The 15453-nt window shown below is 64.5% G+C and carries 13 protein-coding genes and 1 pseudogene; 7 read left to right on the forward strand and 7 right to left on the reverse strand.

Annotated elements, in window-relative coordinates; translation table 11 throughout:
- Positions 1-90: 90 nt before the first annotated feature.
- Genes ACGLHR_RS14430 through ACGLHR_RS14450 form a run of 5 tightly spaced genes read right to left on the reverse strand, consistent with a single transcriptional unit; the run spans position 91 to position 3416 of the window.
- Complete coding sequence (locus ACGLHR_RS14430) at positions 91-942, reverse strand: pirin family protein (protein ID WP_400094642.1); 852 nt, start codon at positions 940-942, stop codon at positions 91-93.
- A gap of 45 nt (positions 943-987) precedes the next feature.
- On the reverse strand, positions 988-1518 hold the full coding sequence (locus ACGLHR_RS14435) for a carboxymuconolactone decarboxylase family protein (protein WP_400094643.1): 531 nt from the start codon (positions 1516-1518) through the stop codon (positions 988-990).
- Positions 1519-1546: 28 nt separating this feature from the next.
- Positions 1547-2452, reverse strand: coding sequence for an NmrA/HSCARG family protein (locus tag ACGLHR_RS14440; protein WP_400094645.1), 906 nt, complete (start codon positions 2450-2452; stop codon positions 1547-1549).
- 40 nt (positions 2453-2492) lie between these two features.
- Positions 2493-3098, reverse strand: coding sequence for an FMN-dependent NADH-azoreductase (locus ACGLHR_RS14445; RefSeq protein WP_400094647.1), 606 nt, complete (start codon positions 3096-3098; stop codon positions 2493-2495).
- 21 nt (positions 3099-3119) lie between these two features.
- Complete coding sequence (locus ACGLHR_RS14450; protein WP_400094649.1) at positions 3120-3416, reverse strand: hypothetical protein; 297 nt, start codon at positions 3414-3416, stop codon at positions 3120-3122.
- A gap of 124 nt (positions 3417-3540) precedes the next feature.
- Here ACGLHR_RS14450 and ACGLHR_RS14455 point away from each other — a divergent pair, with 124 nt between their 5' ends.
- Together ACGLHR_RS14455 and ACGLHR_RS14460 are read left to right on the forward strand one after the other, a co-directional pair.
- Entirely contained in the window at positions 3541-4473 is a 933-nt protein-coding gene (locus ACGLHR_RS14455) for a LysR substrate-binding domain-containing protein (protein WP_400094651.1), read from the forward strand.
- A 277-nt stretch (positions 4474-4750) separates the two neighbouring features.
- Positions 4751-4972 (forward strand): annotated as a pseudogene (locus ACGLHR_RS14460) (Fic family protein); the annotation flags it as partial.
- An 87-nt stretch (positions 4973-5059) separates the two neighbouring features.
- Here ACGLHR_RS14460 and ACGLHR_RS14465 read toward each other — a convergent pair.
- The gene (locus ACGLHR_RS14465; RefSeq protein WP_318233769.1) at positions 5060-5992 is read right to left on the reverse strand and encodes a LysR family transcriptional regulator; all 933 of its coding nucleotides are present in this window, start codon (positions 5990-5992) and stop codon (positions 5060-5062) included.
- Positions 5993-6230: 238 nt separating this feature from the next.
- Between ACGLHR_RS14465 and ACGLHR_RS14470 the strand changes: the two genes are divergently transcribed.
- The 4 genes from ACGLHR_RS14470 to ACGLHR_RS14485 all read left to right on the forward strand — a co-directional run bounded on the left by ACGLHR_RS14470 (position 6231) and on the right by ACGLHR_RS14485 (position 12470).
- A complete protein-coding gene (locus ACGLHR_RS14470; protein ID WP_318233817.1) occupies positions 6231-7004 on the forward strand; it encodes a putative hydro-lyase in 774 nt (257 codons plus the stop codon).
- A 170-nt stretch (positions 7005-7174) separates the two neighbouring features.
- The gene (locus ACGLHR_RS14475; RefSeq protein WP_400094652.1) at positions 7175-8512 is read left to right on the forward strand and encodes an MFS transporter; all 1338 of its coding nucleotides are present in this window, start codon (positions 7175-7177) and stop codon (positions 8510-8512) included.
- 164 nt (positions 8513-8676) lie between these two features.
- The gene (locus ACGLHR_RS14480; RefSeq protein ID WP_400094654.1) at positions 8677-12306 is read left to right on the forward strand and encodes a hydantoinase B/oxoprolinase family protein; all 3630 of its coding nucleotides are present in this window, start codon (positions 8677-8679) and stop codon (positions 12304-12306) included.
- Positions 12307-12338: 32 nt separating this feature from the next.
- Complete coding sequence (locus ACGLHR_RS14485; RefSeq protein WP_400094655.1) at positions 12339-12470, forward strand: hypothetical protein; 132 nt, start codon at positions 12339-12341, stop codon at positions 12468-12470.
- Positions 12471-12559: 89 nt separating this feature from the next.
- Here ACGLHR_RS14485 and ACGLHR_RS14490 read toward each other — a convergent pair whose 3' ends face one another.
- The gene (locus ACGLHR_RS14490) at positions 12560-14347 is read right to left on the reverse strand and encodes a cytochrome c biogenesis protein DipZ (protein ID WP_400094668.1); all 1788 of its coding nucleotides are present in this window, start codon (positions 14345-14347) and stop codon (positions 12560-12562) included.
- Positions 14348-14882: 535 nt separating this feature from the next.
- Here ACGLHR_RS14490 and ACGLHR_RS14495 point away from each other — a divergent pair.
- Positions 14883-15296, forward strand: a complete 414-nt coding sequence (locus tag ACGLHR_RS14495; RefSeq protein ID WP_400094656.1) for a hypothetical protein — start codon at positions 14883-14885, stop codon at positions 15294-15296.
- Positions 15297-15453: the final 157 nt, after the last annotated feature.

Consider the following 15453-nt stretch of genomic DNA (forward strand, 5'->3'; position numbering starts at 1 on the left):
GTCCCTGACGGACGCTACCAATGATGACGGAAGCCACGGCCACGATGTGCTCTGGTTGAGTGGAATAGCATCGGTCTACGAAAAGGCGGATCAACGCACCACGCCCTTGGCGCGCAGTTCTCGACCGATGCGCGCGATTTCGCGTTCGCCCTCGATCAGCGCTGCGGGGCTGGTGTGCACCGAGTAGTAGCCAAGGTGGAGGTCGTGCGGATGCGGGATTGCCGTACCGAGCACGAAGCGCGCATCGGTCACAGCTTCGAATTCGATCGCCGCATCGGACTGGTCAAATACGGCCAGTTCACCTTTGTCGACTGGATCGGGCGTGCACAGGCTACCGTCCATCACTGCGATCCAACCGACCCGGTAGTCCCGCGGCGGCTGGTAGGTCCAGCGCTGGCCGGCCTTGAGCTGCACAACGAAATAGTTGACGCCCGGAGGTGCATCAATCGGGCTGACCGCCTCGCCGCTACGGCCGAGCAGCACGCGCGCCGGGCCATCCGACGGGATTTCGTTTGCCGAAAGATGTTGGCTGAACGCGGGAGCCAGTTCGCGCTCTGGCGGCAAGGCGACCCATAGCTGGAAGGCCTTGATCGGGGGCACGGCGAAGCCGGAATGCCAGACGCCACGCCCGGCGCTCAACCACTCGATGTCGCCCGCCACCATCGTTCCTTCGTGGCCGATGGATTCGACAAAGCGACCTTGCCCTTCCATCGCCAAGGTCAACGTAGCGATGCCCGAATGCGGATGCCAGCCGAAACCCTGTTGGCCAATCGCCTCTTGCGTATCGACGAGATCGAGAAATACAAACGGCTTGATCATCTTGCCGACGTCGGTGGGGCCGACCATGCGGACGACCGGACCGTGCGCGTAGCCGCGCGTGCGGAAGATTACGTTACGGCCGACACCGACGAGGGGGGGCGGAGTTTGGATGACGGCATGCATGGGGCGCTCTCCAGGTATTTGACTTGCCATAGATGTGGTGCCTGGTCAGATGTCTGTATCGGTTTGCGCGTAATTGAGGAAGTATCCCGTGAACACCGTCAGCCCCAAGAACGCGAATGCCTCAGTCAGGTGCTCATCGCTCCAGCCGGCTTGTTGAGCGGCCTTCCACGTGGCGTCGGTGACGTTTCCCGAATTGGCAGCGGCTTGCCTGACCACGCGGGTCAGCGCGTCGATCTTGGTGTCGCCCGTTGTTGTGCCTGTCCGCAGGGCGGCAATCTGTGCTTCGGTCCAACCGTTCATGCGGGCGAATCGACTGGCGATACCAATCATGTAGTCGTTCCCGACCGTGGCCGCAGTTGCGAGATTTAGCGCCCAACTCACCTTCGGATCTAAGGTGCCGTGCTCGGCGGTCACGGCGCGCAGCGATGTGTACGCCGCCAGCACCGCCGGAGAATGCGCCATCTGGGCATGCACGTTCAGGGGACGTCCCGTAGGGGAAGACTGGGCAATCTCTTGCAGAAGCGGGCGCGACGCATCGGGCGCGCCCTCGGCTGTGTGGGTAGGAATCCGGCTCATGGGTATTTTCCTTCGGAGAGATGTGTCTTCAGGCGGCGGCCGGAGTCGCGAAGTTCGCCTTGGCCCATGCGGCAAACTTCGTCGGCTGCTGGCCGGCGACTTGGTTGGCGAGCGCGATCGCGTCGCGCGAATCCGAGCCGAGATACGTGTGCGCTTCGAAGTAGGCGAGCATCGCCGCGACGCCCTCGGCGCCCGGGAACCAGCCAGCAAAAACCTCGCGTGGGACTCGCGTGAACGAGAACTCGTTTCCTTGACGATTCAGGGTGGCGATGATCTCGTTGAAGCTCAGGAAGTCGCCGACAAGCGGCAAATGTTCACCGTGCCCCGCGAGTCCCGGCTGCGCGAACGCACCAACCACCAAGCGGCCGAGTTCAGTGATATCGCCCATGTGGATGACCCGCCGCTCGGGATCAAGCGGCAGCGCCCAACCCGCGGTGCCATCCGCTTGTTTCTGCGGGGCCATTACGCCGAGCAGGTTTTGGTAGTAGAACGAAGCGATCACAAACGTGTGGTAGGCAAATCCAGCTTCGCTCACGATACGCTCGACCTTTGCCTTGGCCGTGAAATGCGGGACATTGATCTTGCCGTGGCTGATCGTCTCCACGTTTGGGAGCGTCGACCAGATGAAGTGCTGCACGCCGGCGTCTTTTGCCGCGTTGACGGCGGCGAGTGCCTGCTTGGGTTCGTCCGCACCTGCTTCCCAGGCATTGGTCACCAGGAAAACTCCGTGTGCGCCGGCAAACGCGGCTTTCAGCGTTTCCGGACGATTGAAATCCGCCAGAAGGACTTCGTCACCCAGCTTCGGATGCTTGGCCGGATTGCGCGTCAACGCGCGCACTTTGAATTGACCGCTCGCCTGCAGCGCGCGCACAACGGCGCCGCCTTGCTGACCGGTTGCGCCGACGACGGCGATGAGCTTCTGGGTGTTCGACATGGTTGTTCTCCAGTGCGTATTTTGTTGGGGCGGTGCTATCTCATGCAGCGAGCGCGGCGGTCTCTTTCTTCGCCGAGTCGATGGCCCCACTGCGTGCCTCCGGGCCCATCGCCACACCTTCCGCGCGAACGAAGGTGATATCGGTGATGCCCAGAAAGCCGAAGGCCGCCTTCAGATAGGTTTCCTGATGATCGAAGAAGGCTGCGGGCGAGCCTTCGCTGTAAACGCCGCCGCGCGACGAGGCGATGAACAGCTTCTTGCCGCCGCACAGTCCGACCGGGCCGTGCTCCCCGTAGCGGAACGTCTTCCCGGCGACAGAGATGCGGTCGATCCAGGCCTTCAGTTGAGAGGGCACGCCAAGGTTGTACATCGGCGCGCCGATGACCACGATGTTGGTTGCCAGGAACTCCTCGAGCGCGACCTGGCCCATGGCAACGTCGGACTTCAATGCATCGTCGACCGGAGCGCCTTGCGCGGCCGCGAGGTGTGCTGCCGTCAGATGGCCGATCGGTGTGGCGGCAAGGTCGAGACGAGTGACCGCAAGGTCGGGATGGCGGCCCCGGAAGGTCGCGACTACATCCGCTGACAGATCACGGCTGACGGAGCCTTGCCCGAGGATGCTGGAATCTACGTGTAGCAGCTTCATGAGACTTATCTCCGAACGGGCTTACTGCTTGAGCGCTTCGGCCGATATGAGCAGCTTGGTCTTCATATCTGCCTTTGGTGGCTGTACGGCAGTCCGACGATGGTCATGCCGAAGCGCAGCAGGTCGCAGATCGAGCAGCCGCGCATCGACGTCGCGCTGCTCGAGGTGCCGAAGAGTCCACCGCGCCAGCACGACGAGCGTCGCGCCGGGGCGCTTCTCGCGCGGGCCTTGCACCACATCGCTGGCGAGGCGGGTGGAATGCGAGCCGCTTCCGCTTGCGTCGGAACGGGCGCCCGAGTTGATTTGCGGGATGTTCATGGTTACTCCAATGTGGCGTTGACATTGATGTTTTGGAGTCTATAAACTTCAACAGCGCAACGATAGATGGCGAAATGCACTCCTGCGTTGCGCCAGTGGAACGCTGGAAAATAGGCTGCCTACCATGATCGACCTCGACGCCAACGATCTCCTGCTATTCGCTCGCGTTGCCGAAGTCGGCAGCTTCAGCCGCGCAGCCGAGCGCGTGCGCCTACCCAAATCCACCGTTTCAAGGCGCATAGCAGCGCTGGAGAAACGCCTGGGCGAGCGACTCGTCAACCGCAGTTCGCGCAAGCTCACCATTACCGATTTCGGCGTCCACGTTCTCGAACACGCTCGTGGCGTGGCAGCGGAGGTCGATGGCGCGCTCGCTTTGGCGCAACATCGCCAGGTCAAGCCGAGCGGGCGCCTGCGGGTCTCACTGCTGCCCGATCTGGCAGCGAGCGCACTGTCGGAAATGCTGGCCAATTTCGTGCGCGAGCATCCCGCCATCGTGCTCGACATGGACTTGTCATCCCGGCGGGTGGATCTGATTGGCGAGAACTTCGACCTCGCGCTTCGCGCAGGAGACTCGCTCGAAGACAGCGACCTTAGCGCGCGCAAGCTTGCCGAGGCCACAGTGGGGTTGTATGCCTCGCCGGCCTACTTGACGAGCGTGGATACGCCGCAAGCGCCTGATGATCTGCTCGATCTGCATGGCTTGCTGCAGCTGACGCGCACGGGGGAAGCGCGCGGATGGACCCTCGAGCGTGGTGTGGGTGAAGAGAAAGAGCGCTGGAGCGGAACGCCCCGGCAATACACATTGGCCAACTCCATCACCGTGCTGTTGCGCATGGCGCAGGCGGGTTTCGGCGTCGTAAGCGTGCCGGACTTCTACGCGCGTGAGGCTGTGCAACGCGGTCTGCTGACACGCGTACTGCCTCAATGGAACATGCCTGCCGGACGGATCTGGGCGGTGTTTCCGGGACGTCGGCTCATGCCCGCTCGAACTCGGGCATTTCTAGATGCGTTGGTTACTGCTTTAGGGGATGGCTCCGAAGCGCAAGAAAAGGGATGATGCTGCGGATGTGAGTTTTTCCACCTGATGCCTATCAGTGAGCATCTAACCAGGCCGCTATCCGGTCCCCACCGCATTCGCTGCAAATCAAGACGCAGCGAAGTGACGCGACACGCAAGCCACGGAGGCACGTTCGGCCGCCGTATGGATCATGCGCGCGCTGGGCATGTGCCTGGATCGTTACCGGGCTAGGCGACCGGCCAGCTTTGCCTTCCTGCAGCGAAAACCAGGGGCTATCACCGCACTTGGTGCGGCGAATAACTTGCGCCTGCGGAGAAAGGTGGTGTCCGGCCCCATCGGCCGACAACGTGTGCATTTCGAAGCGCCGCCAGCCACTCGCCTGGAAGCTGAAACAAGCCGATTTCTTGACTGGGTCAATGGTGCATCGAACGATCCACCTCTGCTCAATGCGGGCCTCGGCCATTTGTGGCTCGTCACCGTGCATCCGTTTGACGACGGCAATGGCCGTATAGCCCGTGCGATCGGCGACCTGCTGCTGACCTATCCGAATAGGCACGCCTGCGGGAAATGACTTGGCTCGTGGGTGGAACAGCGCCTTCATGGACTCTTGCCAACTCATGCGACGTCACAGCGGCTCAACCAGCCGCCTGTTGCTGTTGCGGCAGTATTCTGCACAGGCCGCGCGTGCCGAGTTGGCGGCGCCGTGCACGAATAGCGGCGCGTCGGCGCGCCGCGACATCGACACCACGATGGACGGAGGCGCGGGCTGCAGCGGTAACTCCACGACTTCGCCGCTCTCGATCAGCTTGTCGACGAACAGGCGCGGAATAGCGGCCACGCCGAAACCGTCGCGCACGAGCTGCACGATCACGGCAATCGACGGCGACCCGGTAATTCGGGTTTCCGAAAGTGGCACACCGTTGGCTCCCGCGAGTTTGGCCACGATGTCCTCTAGCGCGCGATGCGGCGCGGTCCCTCGACCGAACGTCAGGATGGGATGCTGCAGCACCTGTCTGGCGAGCCCGCCGCGCGCGTGCGACAGCAAGCCTGCGCGCGCTACCCAGTGCACGGGATAGTTGGCAAGTGCATTGCACACCACGTTGCTTTCGTCGCTGCCTTCGACGCGAATGATGAGATCGAGCTCGTCGGCAATCAGCCTGCGCTGGAGCACCACGCTCACATCGGCGGTCAGTTCGACTTCCAGCTGGGGGTAGTCTGCGGCGAGCCGTCGCATGTAGTTCGGCAACCAACTGTGCACCACGGTCTCGATCACACCCAGGCGCAGGCGCCCGCGGATCTTGCTGTCGCCCGAGGCGGCGGCCTGCAGCCGCCGTGCGGCCTCGACCACTCCCTTGGCGTATCCGAGCAGGTACTCGCCATTGGGTGTCAGGCGAAATTCGCGACTCTCCCGATCGACCAGCGCGGTTTGCAGCTCATCTTCCAGTGCCTTTATCCGTTGGGAAATGGCAGCAGGCGTCGCGTGCAGCGCGGCTGCTGTTGCGCGAAAGCTGTGCAATTTGGCCAGCGTGACAAAGGTTTCGAGGAATCGCGTATTCATCAGGCGGTGGAGCGGATCGCTGCAGAAGGCGTCAAATTGCTGCGGATATCCCGGCAATTAGCGTTCGTCCCGCTTTGGCACCAGCTCGGTGCGGGTAGGGGAAAACCCGCAAAATTGTTAAGAAATTCTATACGGAGGTGCCAACAAAAAGTCGTTGGCGATAAAAAATTTTACTCTCTATCGTTCAAGGCATACACGACAACGTCATAACGACATGAGAACGCAGATGCCCGAGGACCTGATGCCTTTCGACTTTCGCCAGGCCGTGCGCAGCGGCCAGTTCCGTGGCCCAACCGCAGGCTATTGCGGCGACTACGCCCAGGCCAACCTGGCCATCCTGCCGTCGGCGCACGCCAGCGATTTCCTGCGCTTTTGCCAGGCCAATCCGAAGCCGTGTCCATTGTTGGGCGTTGGTGAGCCGGGACAATGGCATGTGCCGGTACTCGGGCGCGAGGTGGATATTCGCAACGACGTGCCTGCGTATAACGTCTATCGCGACGGGCGGCTCGCCGAAGAAACCGAATCGCTGGCCGACCTGTGGCAGAACGACTTCGTGGTGTTCGCCATCGGCTGCTCGTTCTCGTTCGAACAGATGCTGGCGAAGGAGGGCATTGCGTTGCGCCACGTCGAGGAAGGCCGCAACGTGCCGATGTACCGCACCAGGATCGCGAACCGGCGCGCGGGCGTTTTCGGTGGCGAGCTGGTGGTATCGATGCGGCCCATGCGCGGTGCCGATGCGATTCGCGCCGTGCAGATCACCAGCCGTTTCCCTGCCGTCCATGGTGCGCCAATTCACATCGGCGACCCGGCCGAACTGGGGATCGAAGACCTGGCCAGGCCCGAGTTCGGGGATCCCGTCACGATCAAGCCGGGCGAGTTGCCGGTCTACTGGGCCTGTGGCGTCACGCCCCAGACCGCGATCATGGCCGCCAGGTTGCCGCTGGCGGTCGCGCACAAGCCCGGCCACATGCTGGTGACCGATATCAAGAACGCCTCGCTTGCCGTGTTTTAGGCCGCCGGAGCAACGCGGGCCGTTTTCCCTTAGCAAGGCCGGACGCCGCAGACGACCGGCGGTTACCGAAAGATCCGCGCGAGGCGGAAGGCCGTACTCATCCATCAAGGGGGGGCCGGTCCCGGTACTCGCGCGAAATACCGTTCACCCTACGCGCCTAGGAGCGTTTCATGGACAACAACACCCCCGCGGCGGCGGCTGCCGCCAATCCCGCAACGGTTTCCTCCCTGGCACCAGCTGCGCCCCTCGACGCCGGCGGCAGCCTGTTCTCCTGGTACGGCGATGCGTCGCCCCGCGAGAAACGCGCTTTCTGGAGCTGCAAGGTCGGCTACATGCTCGACGGCATGGATACGCAGATGCTCTCGTTCGTCATTCCGACGCTGATCGCTACCTGGGGTATCAGCCTGGCCGACGCCGGCTTCATCGGCACGCTCACATTGCTGGCTTCGGCACTGGGCGGCTGGGTTGCCGGCATCTTGTCGGACCGCATCGGCCGGGTGCGGACGCTGCAATTGACGGTGGTGTGGTTCGCAGTCTTTACCGGCTTGTGCGGACTGGCGCAGAACTACGAGCAACTGCTGGCCGCGCGTGCGCTCATGGGCTTCGGCTTCGGCGGTGAATGGACCGCCGGTGCCGTGCTGATCGGGGAGGTGATCCGCGCCAAGGATCGCGGCAAGGCTGTCGGCCTCGTGCAGTCGGGCTGGGCGATTGGCTGGGGGTTGACGGCCATCCTGTATTCCGTGCTGTTCTCGGTCATGCCCGCTGAACTGGCGTGGCGCGCGCTGTTCCTCATCGGCCTGCTCCCGGCGCTGCTGGTGGTGGTGATCCGCCGCTACGTGAAGGAGCCCGACGTCTACGAAAAAGAGAAGGCGGCGCAAGGCAAGGCGAGCGATCGTCCCCGTTTCACGGAGATCTTCAGCCCGAAGCTGCTGTCGACGACGGTGCGCGCGGCGCTGTTGGCGACTGGCGCACAAGGCGGGTACTACGCGATCACGACCTGGCTGCCGACGTACCTGAAGACCGAACGTCACCTGACTGTGATGGGGACGGGGGGCTACCTGGCCATGATCATCTTCGGCTCGTGGATCGGCTACCTCGTCAGTTCCTATCTGACCGACAGGCTTGGCCGCAAGCCGAACTTCATTCTCTTCGCGGTGGGCTCGATGACGGTTGCCTTTGGCTACACGATGCTGCCGTTGAGCAACAGTGCCATGTTCTGGCTCGGCTTTCCGCTCGGCTTCTTCGCCTCGGGCATTTTCAGCGGCATGGGCGCGTTCCTGACCGAACTGTTCCCGACGCGGGTGCGTGGTTCCGGCCAGGGCTTTTGCTACAACTTCGGCCGGGCTGTCGGCGCACTCTTTCCCTTCCTGATCGGCGCGCTGTCCAAGCAATATGGTCTCGGCGCCAGCATCGGCATCTTCGCCGCGGCGGCCTATGGCGTGCTGATCATTGCCGCGCTGACGCTGCCGGAAACCCGTGGCCGCGAGCTCGAAGCCGCCGGCATGTAAGTCCCCGGCAGCTGGCGCCATGGCGCCGGCCGCCACCTCGACCCGCATCCTCCTTACCCCCTTGTCCGGCGAGCCGTGCCTTGCGCGCGGCTCGCGGGCGGATTCGTCGGCGCAGCGCGCGCTAGCGCCGCGCTCCACACCTGGCAATTCTGGCATTTCGCACCATGACTCAACTGAATACTCCCGTACCGCAGATGGATTCCCGCTGGCAATTCTGGATCGACCGGGGAGGCACCTTCACGGACATCGTCGCGCGCCGGCCTGACGGCACCCTCACGACCCACAAGCTGCTGTCGGAGAATCCTGAGCAGTACCGTGATGCTGCCGTCGCAGGCATTCGTCACTTGCTGGGCCTTGCCGCCGGAGAGCCGATCACCTCGGCGCAGGTGGAAATGGTCAAGATGGGCACTACCGTGGCGACCAACGCGTTGCTGGAGCGCAAGGGCGAGCCCACCGCGCTGGTGACCACGCGCGGCTTCCGCGATGCGCTGCGCATTGCCTACCAGAACCGGCCGCGACTGTTCGATCTCGATATCGTGCTGCCCGAGTCTCTGTACGACGAAGTGGTGGAGATCGACGAGCGCATCGGCGCGCACGGCGAGGTGGTGAGCGAACTCGACCTGCATTGCGCCCGCCGTGCGCTCGAGGCCGTGCACGGCAAGGGCACACGCGCGCTGGCCATCGTGCTCATGCACGGCTATCGTCACCAGGCGCACGAGAAGGCCGTGGCCGCGCTGGCCCGCGAGATCGGCTTTGCGCAAGTGTCCGTCTCGCACGAGGTGTCGCCGTTGATGAAGCTGGTCTCCCGCGGCGACACGACCGTCGTGGACGCGTACCTGTCGCCGATCCTGCGCCGCTATGTGGAGCAGGTGGCCGGCGAGATGCCCGGCGTCAACCTGCAGTTCATGCAGAGCAGCGGCGGCCTGACGCGCGCCGACAACTTCCAGGGCAAGGATGCCATCCTGTCCGGACCCGCCGGCGGCATCGTCGGCATGGTGAGGGCGTCGACGCAAGCCGGCTTCCCGCGCGTGATCGGCTTTGACATGGGCGGCACCTCCACCGATGTCTCGCACTATCACGGCGAGTTCGAGCGCGTGTTCGAGACCCAGGTGGCGGGGGTGCGCATGCGCGCGCCCATGATGAGCATCCACACGGTGGCAGCGGGCGGCGGCTCAGTGCTGGGGTTCGATGGAACGCGCCTGCGCGTGGGGCCGGAATCGGCCGGCGCCAATCCGGGGCCGGCGGCATATCGCCGCGGCGGTCCGCTTGCGGTCACGGATTGCAACGTGATGCTAGGCAAGATCCAGCCCGAATACTTCCCGAAGATGTTCGGACCGCAGGCGAACGAGGCGCTCGACCGCGACGCCGTGGTGCGCAAGTTCACCGCGCTGGCCGACGAGATCGCCGCGGCGACCGGCAAGCGCCAGACCCCCGAAGCCCTGGCCGAGGGCTTCCTGGAGATCGCAATCGGCAGCATGGCCAATGCGATCAAGAAGATCTCGGTACAGCGCGGCCACGATGTCTCGAACTATGTACTGACGACGTTCGGCGGCGCGGGCGGCCAGCATGCATGCGGCGTGGCCGATGCGCTGGGCATGACGCAGGTGCTGGCGCATCCGCTGGCAGGTGTCTTGTCGGCGTACGGCATGGGCCTCGCGGAACAGACAGCGATGCGCGAGCGCGCGGTCGAATCGATACTGAGCGACGCGGCATTGCCCGAACTCGAGGCCGCGCTCGACGCGCTGTCCGCCGACGCGCAACGCAGCCTCCTCGCGCAGGGCGTGGCGGCTGAGCGCATCGATACGATCCGGCGCGTGCATCTGCGCTACGACGGCACCGACTCGGCCATCGCAGTGCCGTTCGGCTCCGTGGCGGCGATGCGTGCGGCGTTCGAGGCAGCTTATCGCCAGCGCTACTCCTTCCTGATTGACGGCGCGCAGCTGATTGCCGAAGTGGCATCCGTCGAGGCCATCGGGCGCTCGGACGCGCCGGTGGACATCGCGCCGCTCGTCCGGCGCGAATCGGGAGCGCCGCAGCGCGTGGCAACCGTGCGCATGTACGCCGGCGGCGCCTGGCTCGACACCGGCCTGTTCCAGCGTGATGCGCTACTCGCCGGGGATACGCTCGACGGTCCCGCGATCGTGGCGGAAAAGAGCGGAACCACGGTGATCGAGCCCGGGTGGCGCGGCGAGATGACTGCGCAGGGCAACCTGGTGCTCACGCGGGTGCTTGCGCGTGCCGCGCAGCGCGCGCTCGATACGGCGGTCGATCCGGTGCGCCTCGAGATCTTCAACAACTTGTTCATGTCGATCGCGGAGCAGATGGGCCTGCGTTTGCAGAACACGGCGTACTCCGTGAACATCAAGGAGCGGCTCGATTTCTCCTGCGCGATCTTTGACCGCGACGGCAATCTCATTGCCAATGCCCCGCACATGCCGGTACATCTCGGCTCGATGGGCGAGAGCATTCGGACCGTAATCGAACGCAATCGCGGCAAGATGCGTGACGGCGATGTCTTCATGCTCAACGATCCGTACCATGGCGGTACCCATCTGCCGGACGTGACCGTCATTACACCAGTCTTCCATGAGCGCGGTGCGGAGCCTCTGTTCTACGTGGGCTCGCGCGGCCACCATGCGGACATCGGCGGCATCACGCCGGGCTCCATGCCCCCCGACTCGCGTCACGTCGAGGAGGAGGGCGTGCTGATCGACAACTGGCAGTTGATCGCGGGCGGCACGCTGCGCGATGCCGACACGCGCGCGTTGCTGGCCTCGGGGCGCTATCCCGCGCGCAACATTGACCAGAACATGGCTGACCTGCGCGCCCAGGTGGCGGCGAACCAGAAGGGCGTGGACGAGCTGCGTCGCATGGTGGGCGCGTTCGGCCGCGATGTGGTGCTGGCCTATATGGGCCACGTGCAGGACAACGCGCAAGCCGCGGTGCGCCGCGTCGTCGGTGCCTTGAAGGACAGCAGCTACCGCTATCCGCTCGACAATGGCGCCGTGATCGAAGTGGCGATTCGTGTCGATCCCGACAAGCAAGGCGTGACGATCGACTTCACCGGAACGTCGGCGCAGTTGCCGAACAATTTCAACGCGCCGAAGGCGGTCTGCATGGCGGCGGTGCTGTATGTGTTCCGCACGCTGGTGAAGGACGACATCCCGCTCAATGCCGGCTGCCTCAAGCCGTTGCGCGTGATCGTCCCGGAGGGGTCGATGCTCAACCCTGTCTTTCCGGCGGCGGTGGTATCGGGCAACGTGGAAACGTCGTCCGCGATCACGAACGCGCTCTATGGTGCGCTGGGGGTTGTGGCGTCGAGCCAGGGAACGATGAACAACTTCACGTTCGGCAACGCCCGCTACCAGTACTACGAGACCATCTCCGGCGGCAGCGGCGCAGGCGACGGCTACCATGGTACCGATACGGTCCAGACGCATATGACCAACTCGCGCCTGACGGATCCGGAGATTCTCGAGTGGCGCTATCCGGTCAGGCTCGACAGCCACGTGATCCGCCACGGCTCGGGCGGCGCCGGGCGCTGGCGGGGCGGCAACGGCGCGATCCGACGCGTGCGCTTCCTGACGCCAATGATCGCCTCGATCTTGTCGAACAACCGCGTGCACGCGCCTTTCGGCGTGGCGGGCGGTGGCGCCGGTGCACTCGGCAACAACTACATTGAGCGCGCGAACGGCACCCGGGATGCGTTACCGCACATCGGCAGGGCCGAGATGCAGCCGGGCGACGTCTTCGTGATCGAGACGCCCGGAGGGGGAGGGTACGGCCGCGAATAGGCGAAAGCGCGGCAACCGCTATTGCCCCGCTCGTGAGCAGCTTTCCGACGCTGGTGCTTCGCGATGGCAACAAGCAGTATCAGGTGGCGGCGGGCTACGCATCGGCAGACAACGTGGCGAGGCAGCTGGAGCGCGTGCTGGACGCGGTATGTGCGGCGGCCTGATACGGTGGCTGGGGATGGTTGTTGGAACGCTTGCCTTGCCGGCAGGCGGCTGAATGAGGGCCCGGAAGCATCCTTCCGGGCCCTTCGCGTTAGCCGAAAGTGAAGACGAAGGCCTGGACGCCCGGGTCCAGGAAACGGATGTCGAGGGTGTGCTCGCCGACCGTACCCGACTGGCGAACGAGCTGGTAGAGCTTGGTCTGCGTGACGGTGCCGTTGCCATCCGCGTCGATATCGGTGCCGTGGTCGGCGCCGGGCGCCTTGCCGTCGATCATGACGCGCAAGCGCACCGGCTTGCCGTCGGCGCCGGGGCCGAGGACGAGGTGCAGGTCGCGTGCACGGAAGCGGTAGGCGATGCCGCCGCCGGCACGGTTGAGCGTGGCTTGTTCGGCCTCCACGGTCCAGTTGCCGCTCAGGCCCCAGCGATTCAGGCGCGGCTCGGGGATGGTGTAGTCGCGTGCGGCGCCGGCGCGCAGGCCCTCGGGCGAAGCGAAGCTGGATGCCTGTTGGTAGCCGATATAGGTCTCGCGCGAGCGCAGGTTGTCCAGGTCCGGCGCCGCTTGCGCACCGGACGTGTCGATCCTGACCGGCCCGGTGGCGGCTTTTTGCGTGCCGGCCTCCTTCAGCAAGGCCTGGATGACAGCCTCGGACTGTTCATAGTTGCCCTCGCCGAACTGGTGGTGGCGAATCTGCCCGCTGGCATCGATGAAGTAGAGCGCCGGCCAGTAGCTGTTGCCGAACGCCCGCCAGATTCGGAAATCGCTGTCCACCGCAACCGGGTAGCGGATCTTGAATTGCTCGACGGCCTGGCGCACGTTGCCGATCCGCTTCTCGAAGGCGAACTCGGGCGTATGCACGCCGATCACTACCAGCCCCTGGTCCTTGTATTTATCCGCCCAGGCGCGGATATAGGGGAGGGTGCGGATGCAGTTGATGCAGGAGTATGTCCAGAAATCCACCACGACGACCTTGCCGCGCAACTGCTCGCTTGTCAGCGGCGGGGCGTTGAGCCACCCGATCGCGCCGTCGAGCGACGGGAGCCGGCCTTCGTCGGGCAAGCCGCTGTTTCGGGCGAGTAGCCCCTCGGCCGCTACGCGCATCATGCCGCCGCCGGCTGCCTCAGTGGTTGCCGCGGACGTTGCCGGTGTGGGCCGGCTTGCGTGGATCGCGCTAACCAGTGTCTGTTCGAACTGCGTGGCTTGCGCGCCCGGAAGCATGGCAAGGAGACCGGTGTCCGCCCCGGCCGTGACCGCCGCCACGACGCCGAGCACTGCCGCGCCGAGGCCGCGGCGGATCCATGCGCCGGCCCGCAGGGACCGCTTGAGGGTCCCCAGGATACGCCCCCCGACGGCCAGCGCCAGGGCCAGCGACGTCGCCGCGCCCGCCGCATAGGCCATCAACAGCACCGTGGTATGAGCCTGGGCGCCGTGCAGGAAAGCGCCGGCGAGCACCAGTCCCAGGATGGGTCCCGCGCACGGTGTCCATACCAGGCCGGTGGCGACGCCGACCATCAGCGCGTAGCCGAAGGTGGGCACGGGGCCGGCGGCGCCCAGGCGCGGGAGAAGACGATCGGCAAGTGTCATGAGCGGGCGCGCAACTGCGCTGGCCACCTGCGCAGACAGCAGGGTCAGGCCGAAGAGCGTCAGCAGCGCGAGCGCAACGTAACGGCCGTGGTGGCTGGCCTCGATCGCCCAGGTGCCGCCCACCGCCCCAAGCGTGGCGACGAGCGAGAAGGTCAGGACGAGGCCGACGAGCATCGGCAGCGTGTAGCGCAGGAAAGGCTGCTCCGCGCGTGCGAACACAAAGGGCACGACGGGGAGAATGCATGGACTCAGTATCGTCAGCATGCCCCCGAGATAGGCAATCAGGAAAGTGGGCATCATCGTCCTCCAGGATGGGTGGCCGCGGCGACGTCATGCACCCGCGATACCCGTGATGAGACACGAGCCGCACGTCCGCGATGTATCGGCGACGGGCAGGGCCGGTAAGGAACGGTGTCAAGGCCACAGTCCGATACGTTGCGGTACAAAGCGGGGGCGCCTGCGGTGCGCCGGTTCAGTCACACCTTGCTTCCCGGCAGGCATGCCGGGCTCCCTTTTGCAAAGATCCCGAGCGCGGCATCCTGCGGCCCTTCGGGGTGCTGCCTGCCCGTGCTCCCATAGCTCTTCCTTCTCGCAACCGCGACGATCGATTAACCGCGACGATCGATTTTGTATTCGTTTGTATCGCTTGCCCAGTGCGATACGTGTGCTCACAGCGCTACCGCCAAGTCGCTACGGACCAGATACATCGGTCGCCTTAAATGCATCCTGTAGCGCGGCGGCGGCAGCAAAGAGCAGAGGATCCGCCGGCGTTGCAACATTGGCCGCGCCGGACACCGGCGCAACGGCTCTATACGTAACCCTGGAATTCATCATGAGAATCATCAACGTCGCAACCTTTACAAAGCGCTTTGTCTCGATCGTTGCCCTTGCGGCCGCCGCAGGCGGGGTGCAGGCTGTGTCCGCGGCCGACCTGGCTTCCGCTCATGGCTATGGCCCTGGCGCTGCCGCTGCGCGCATCGGAGAGCGTGACCCGTTCATTGACGGCGCACGAAAGGGCGAGCGTGACCCGTTCACGGATGGCGCGCGTATTGACGAGCGTGACGTCTACACGGATGGCGCCCGCAATGTGGATGGCTCCGCCCGATTCGTTGCAAGCCTGGATCGCATCGGCGTCTGGGCGTCGCCTGCCCGAAGTGCAGTTGCCGCGGCCACGCTCGCCCGCATCAGCAATCGCGATGGCTATACCGAAGGCGACGATGCCGCAGATCCCCACTTGGTCGGATAGCGCGTCCCGCAGCGGTGATGACCGCCTGGTTTGATCGTATGCGATTGATAGACAGCTTTTTATATTTGCTTTTCATATTTCTAAACACAACGTCTTAAATAATGCAGCATAGTCGTCGTAGTACCTCGTTTGGTCTCTTCCATTGCTGGAAGCAGGC

The organism is Cupriavidus sp. CuC1 (assembly GCF_044627735.1).
GTDB lineage: Bacteria > Pseudomonadota > Gammaproteobacteria > Burkholderiales > Burkholderiaceae > Cupriavidus > Cupriavidus ulmosensis.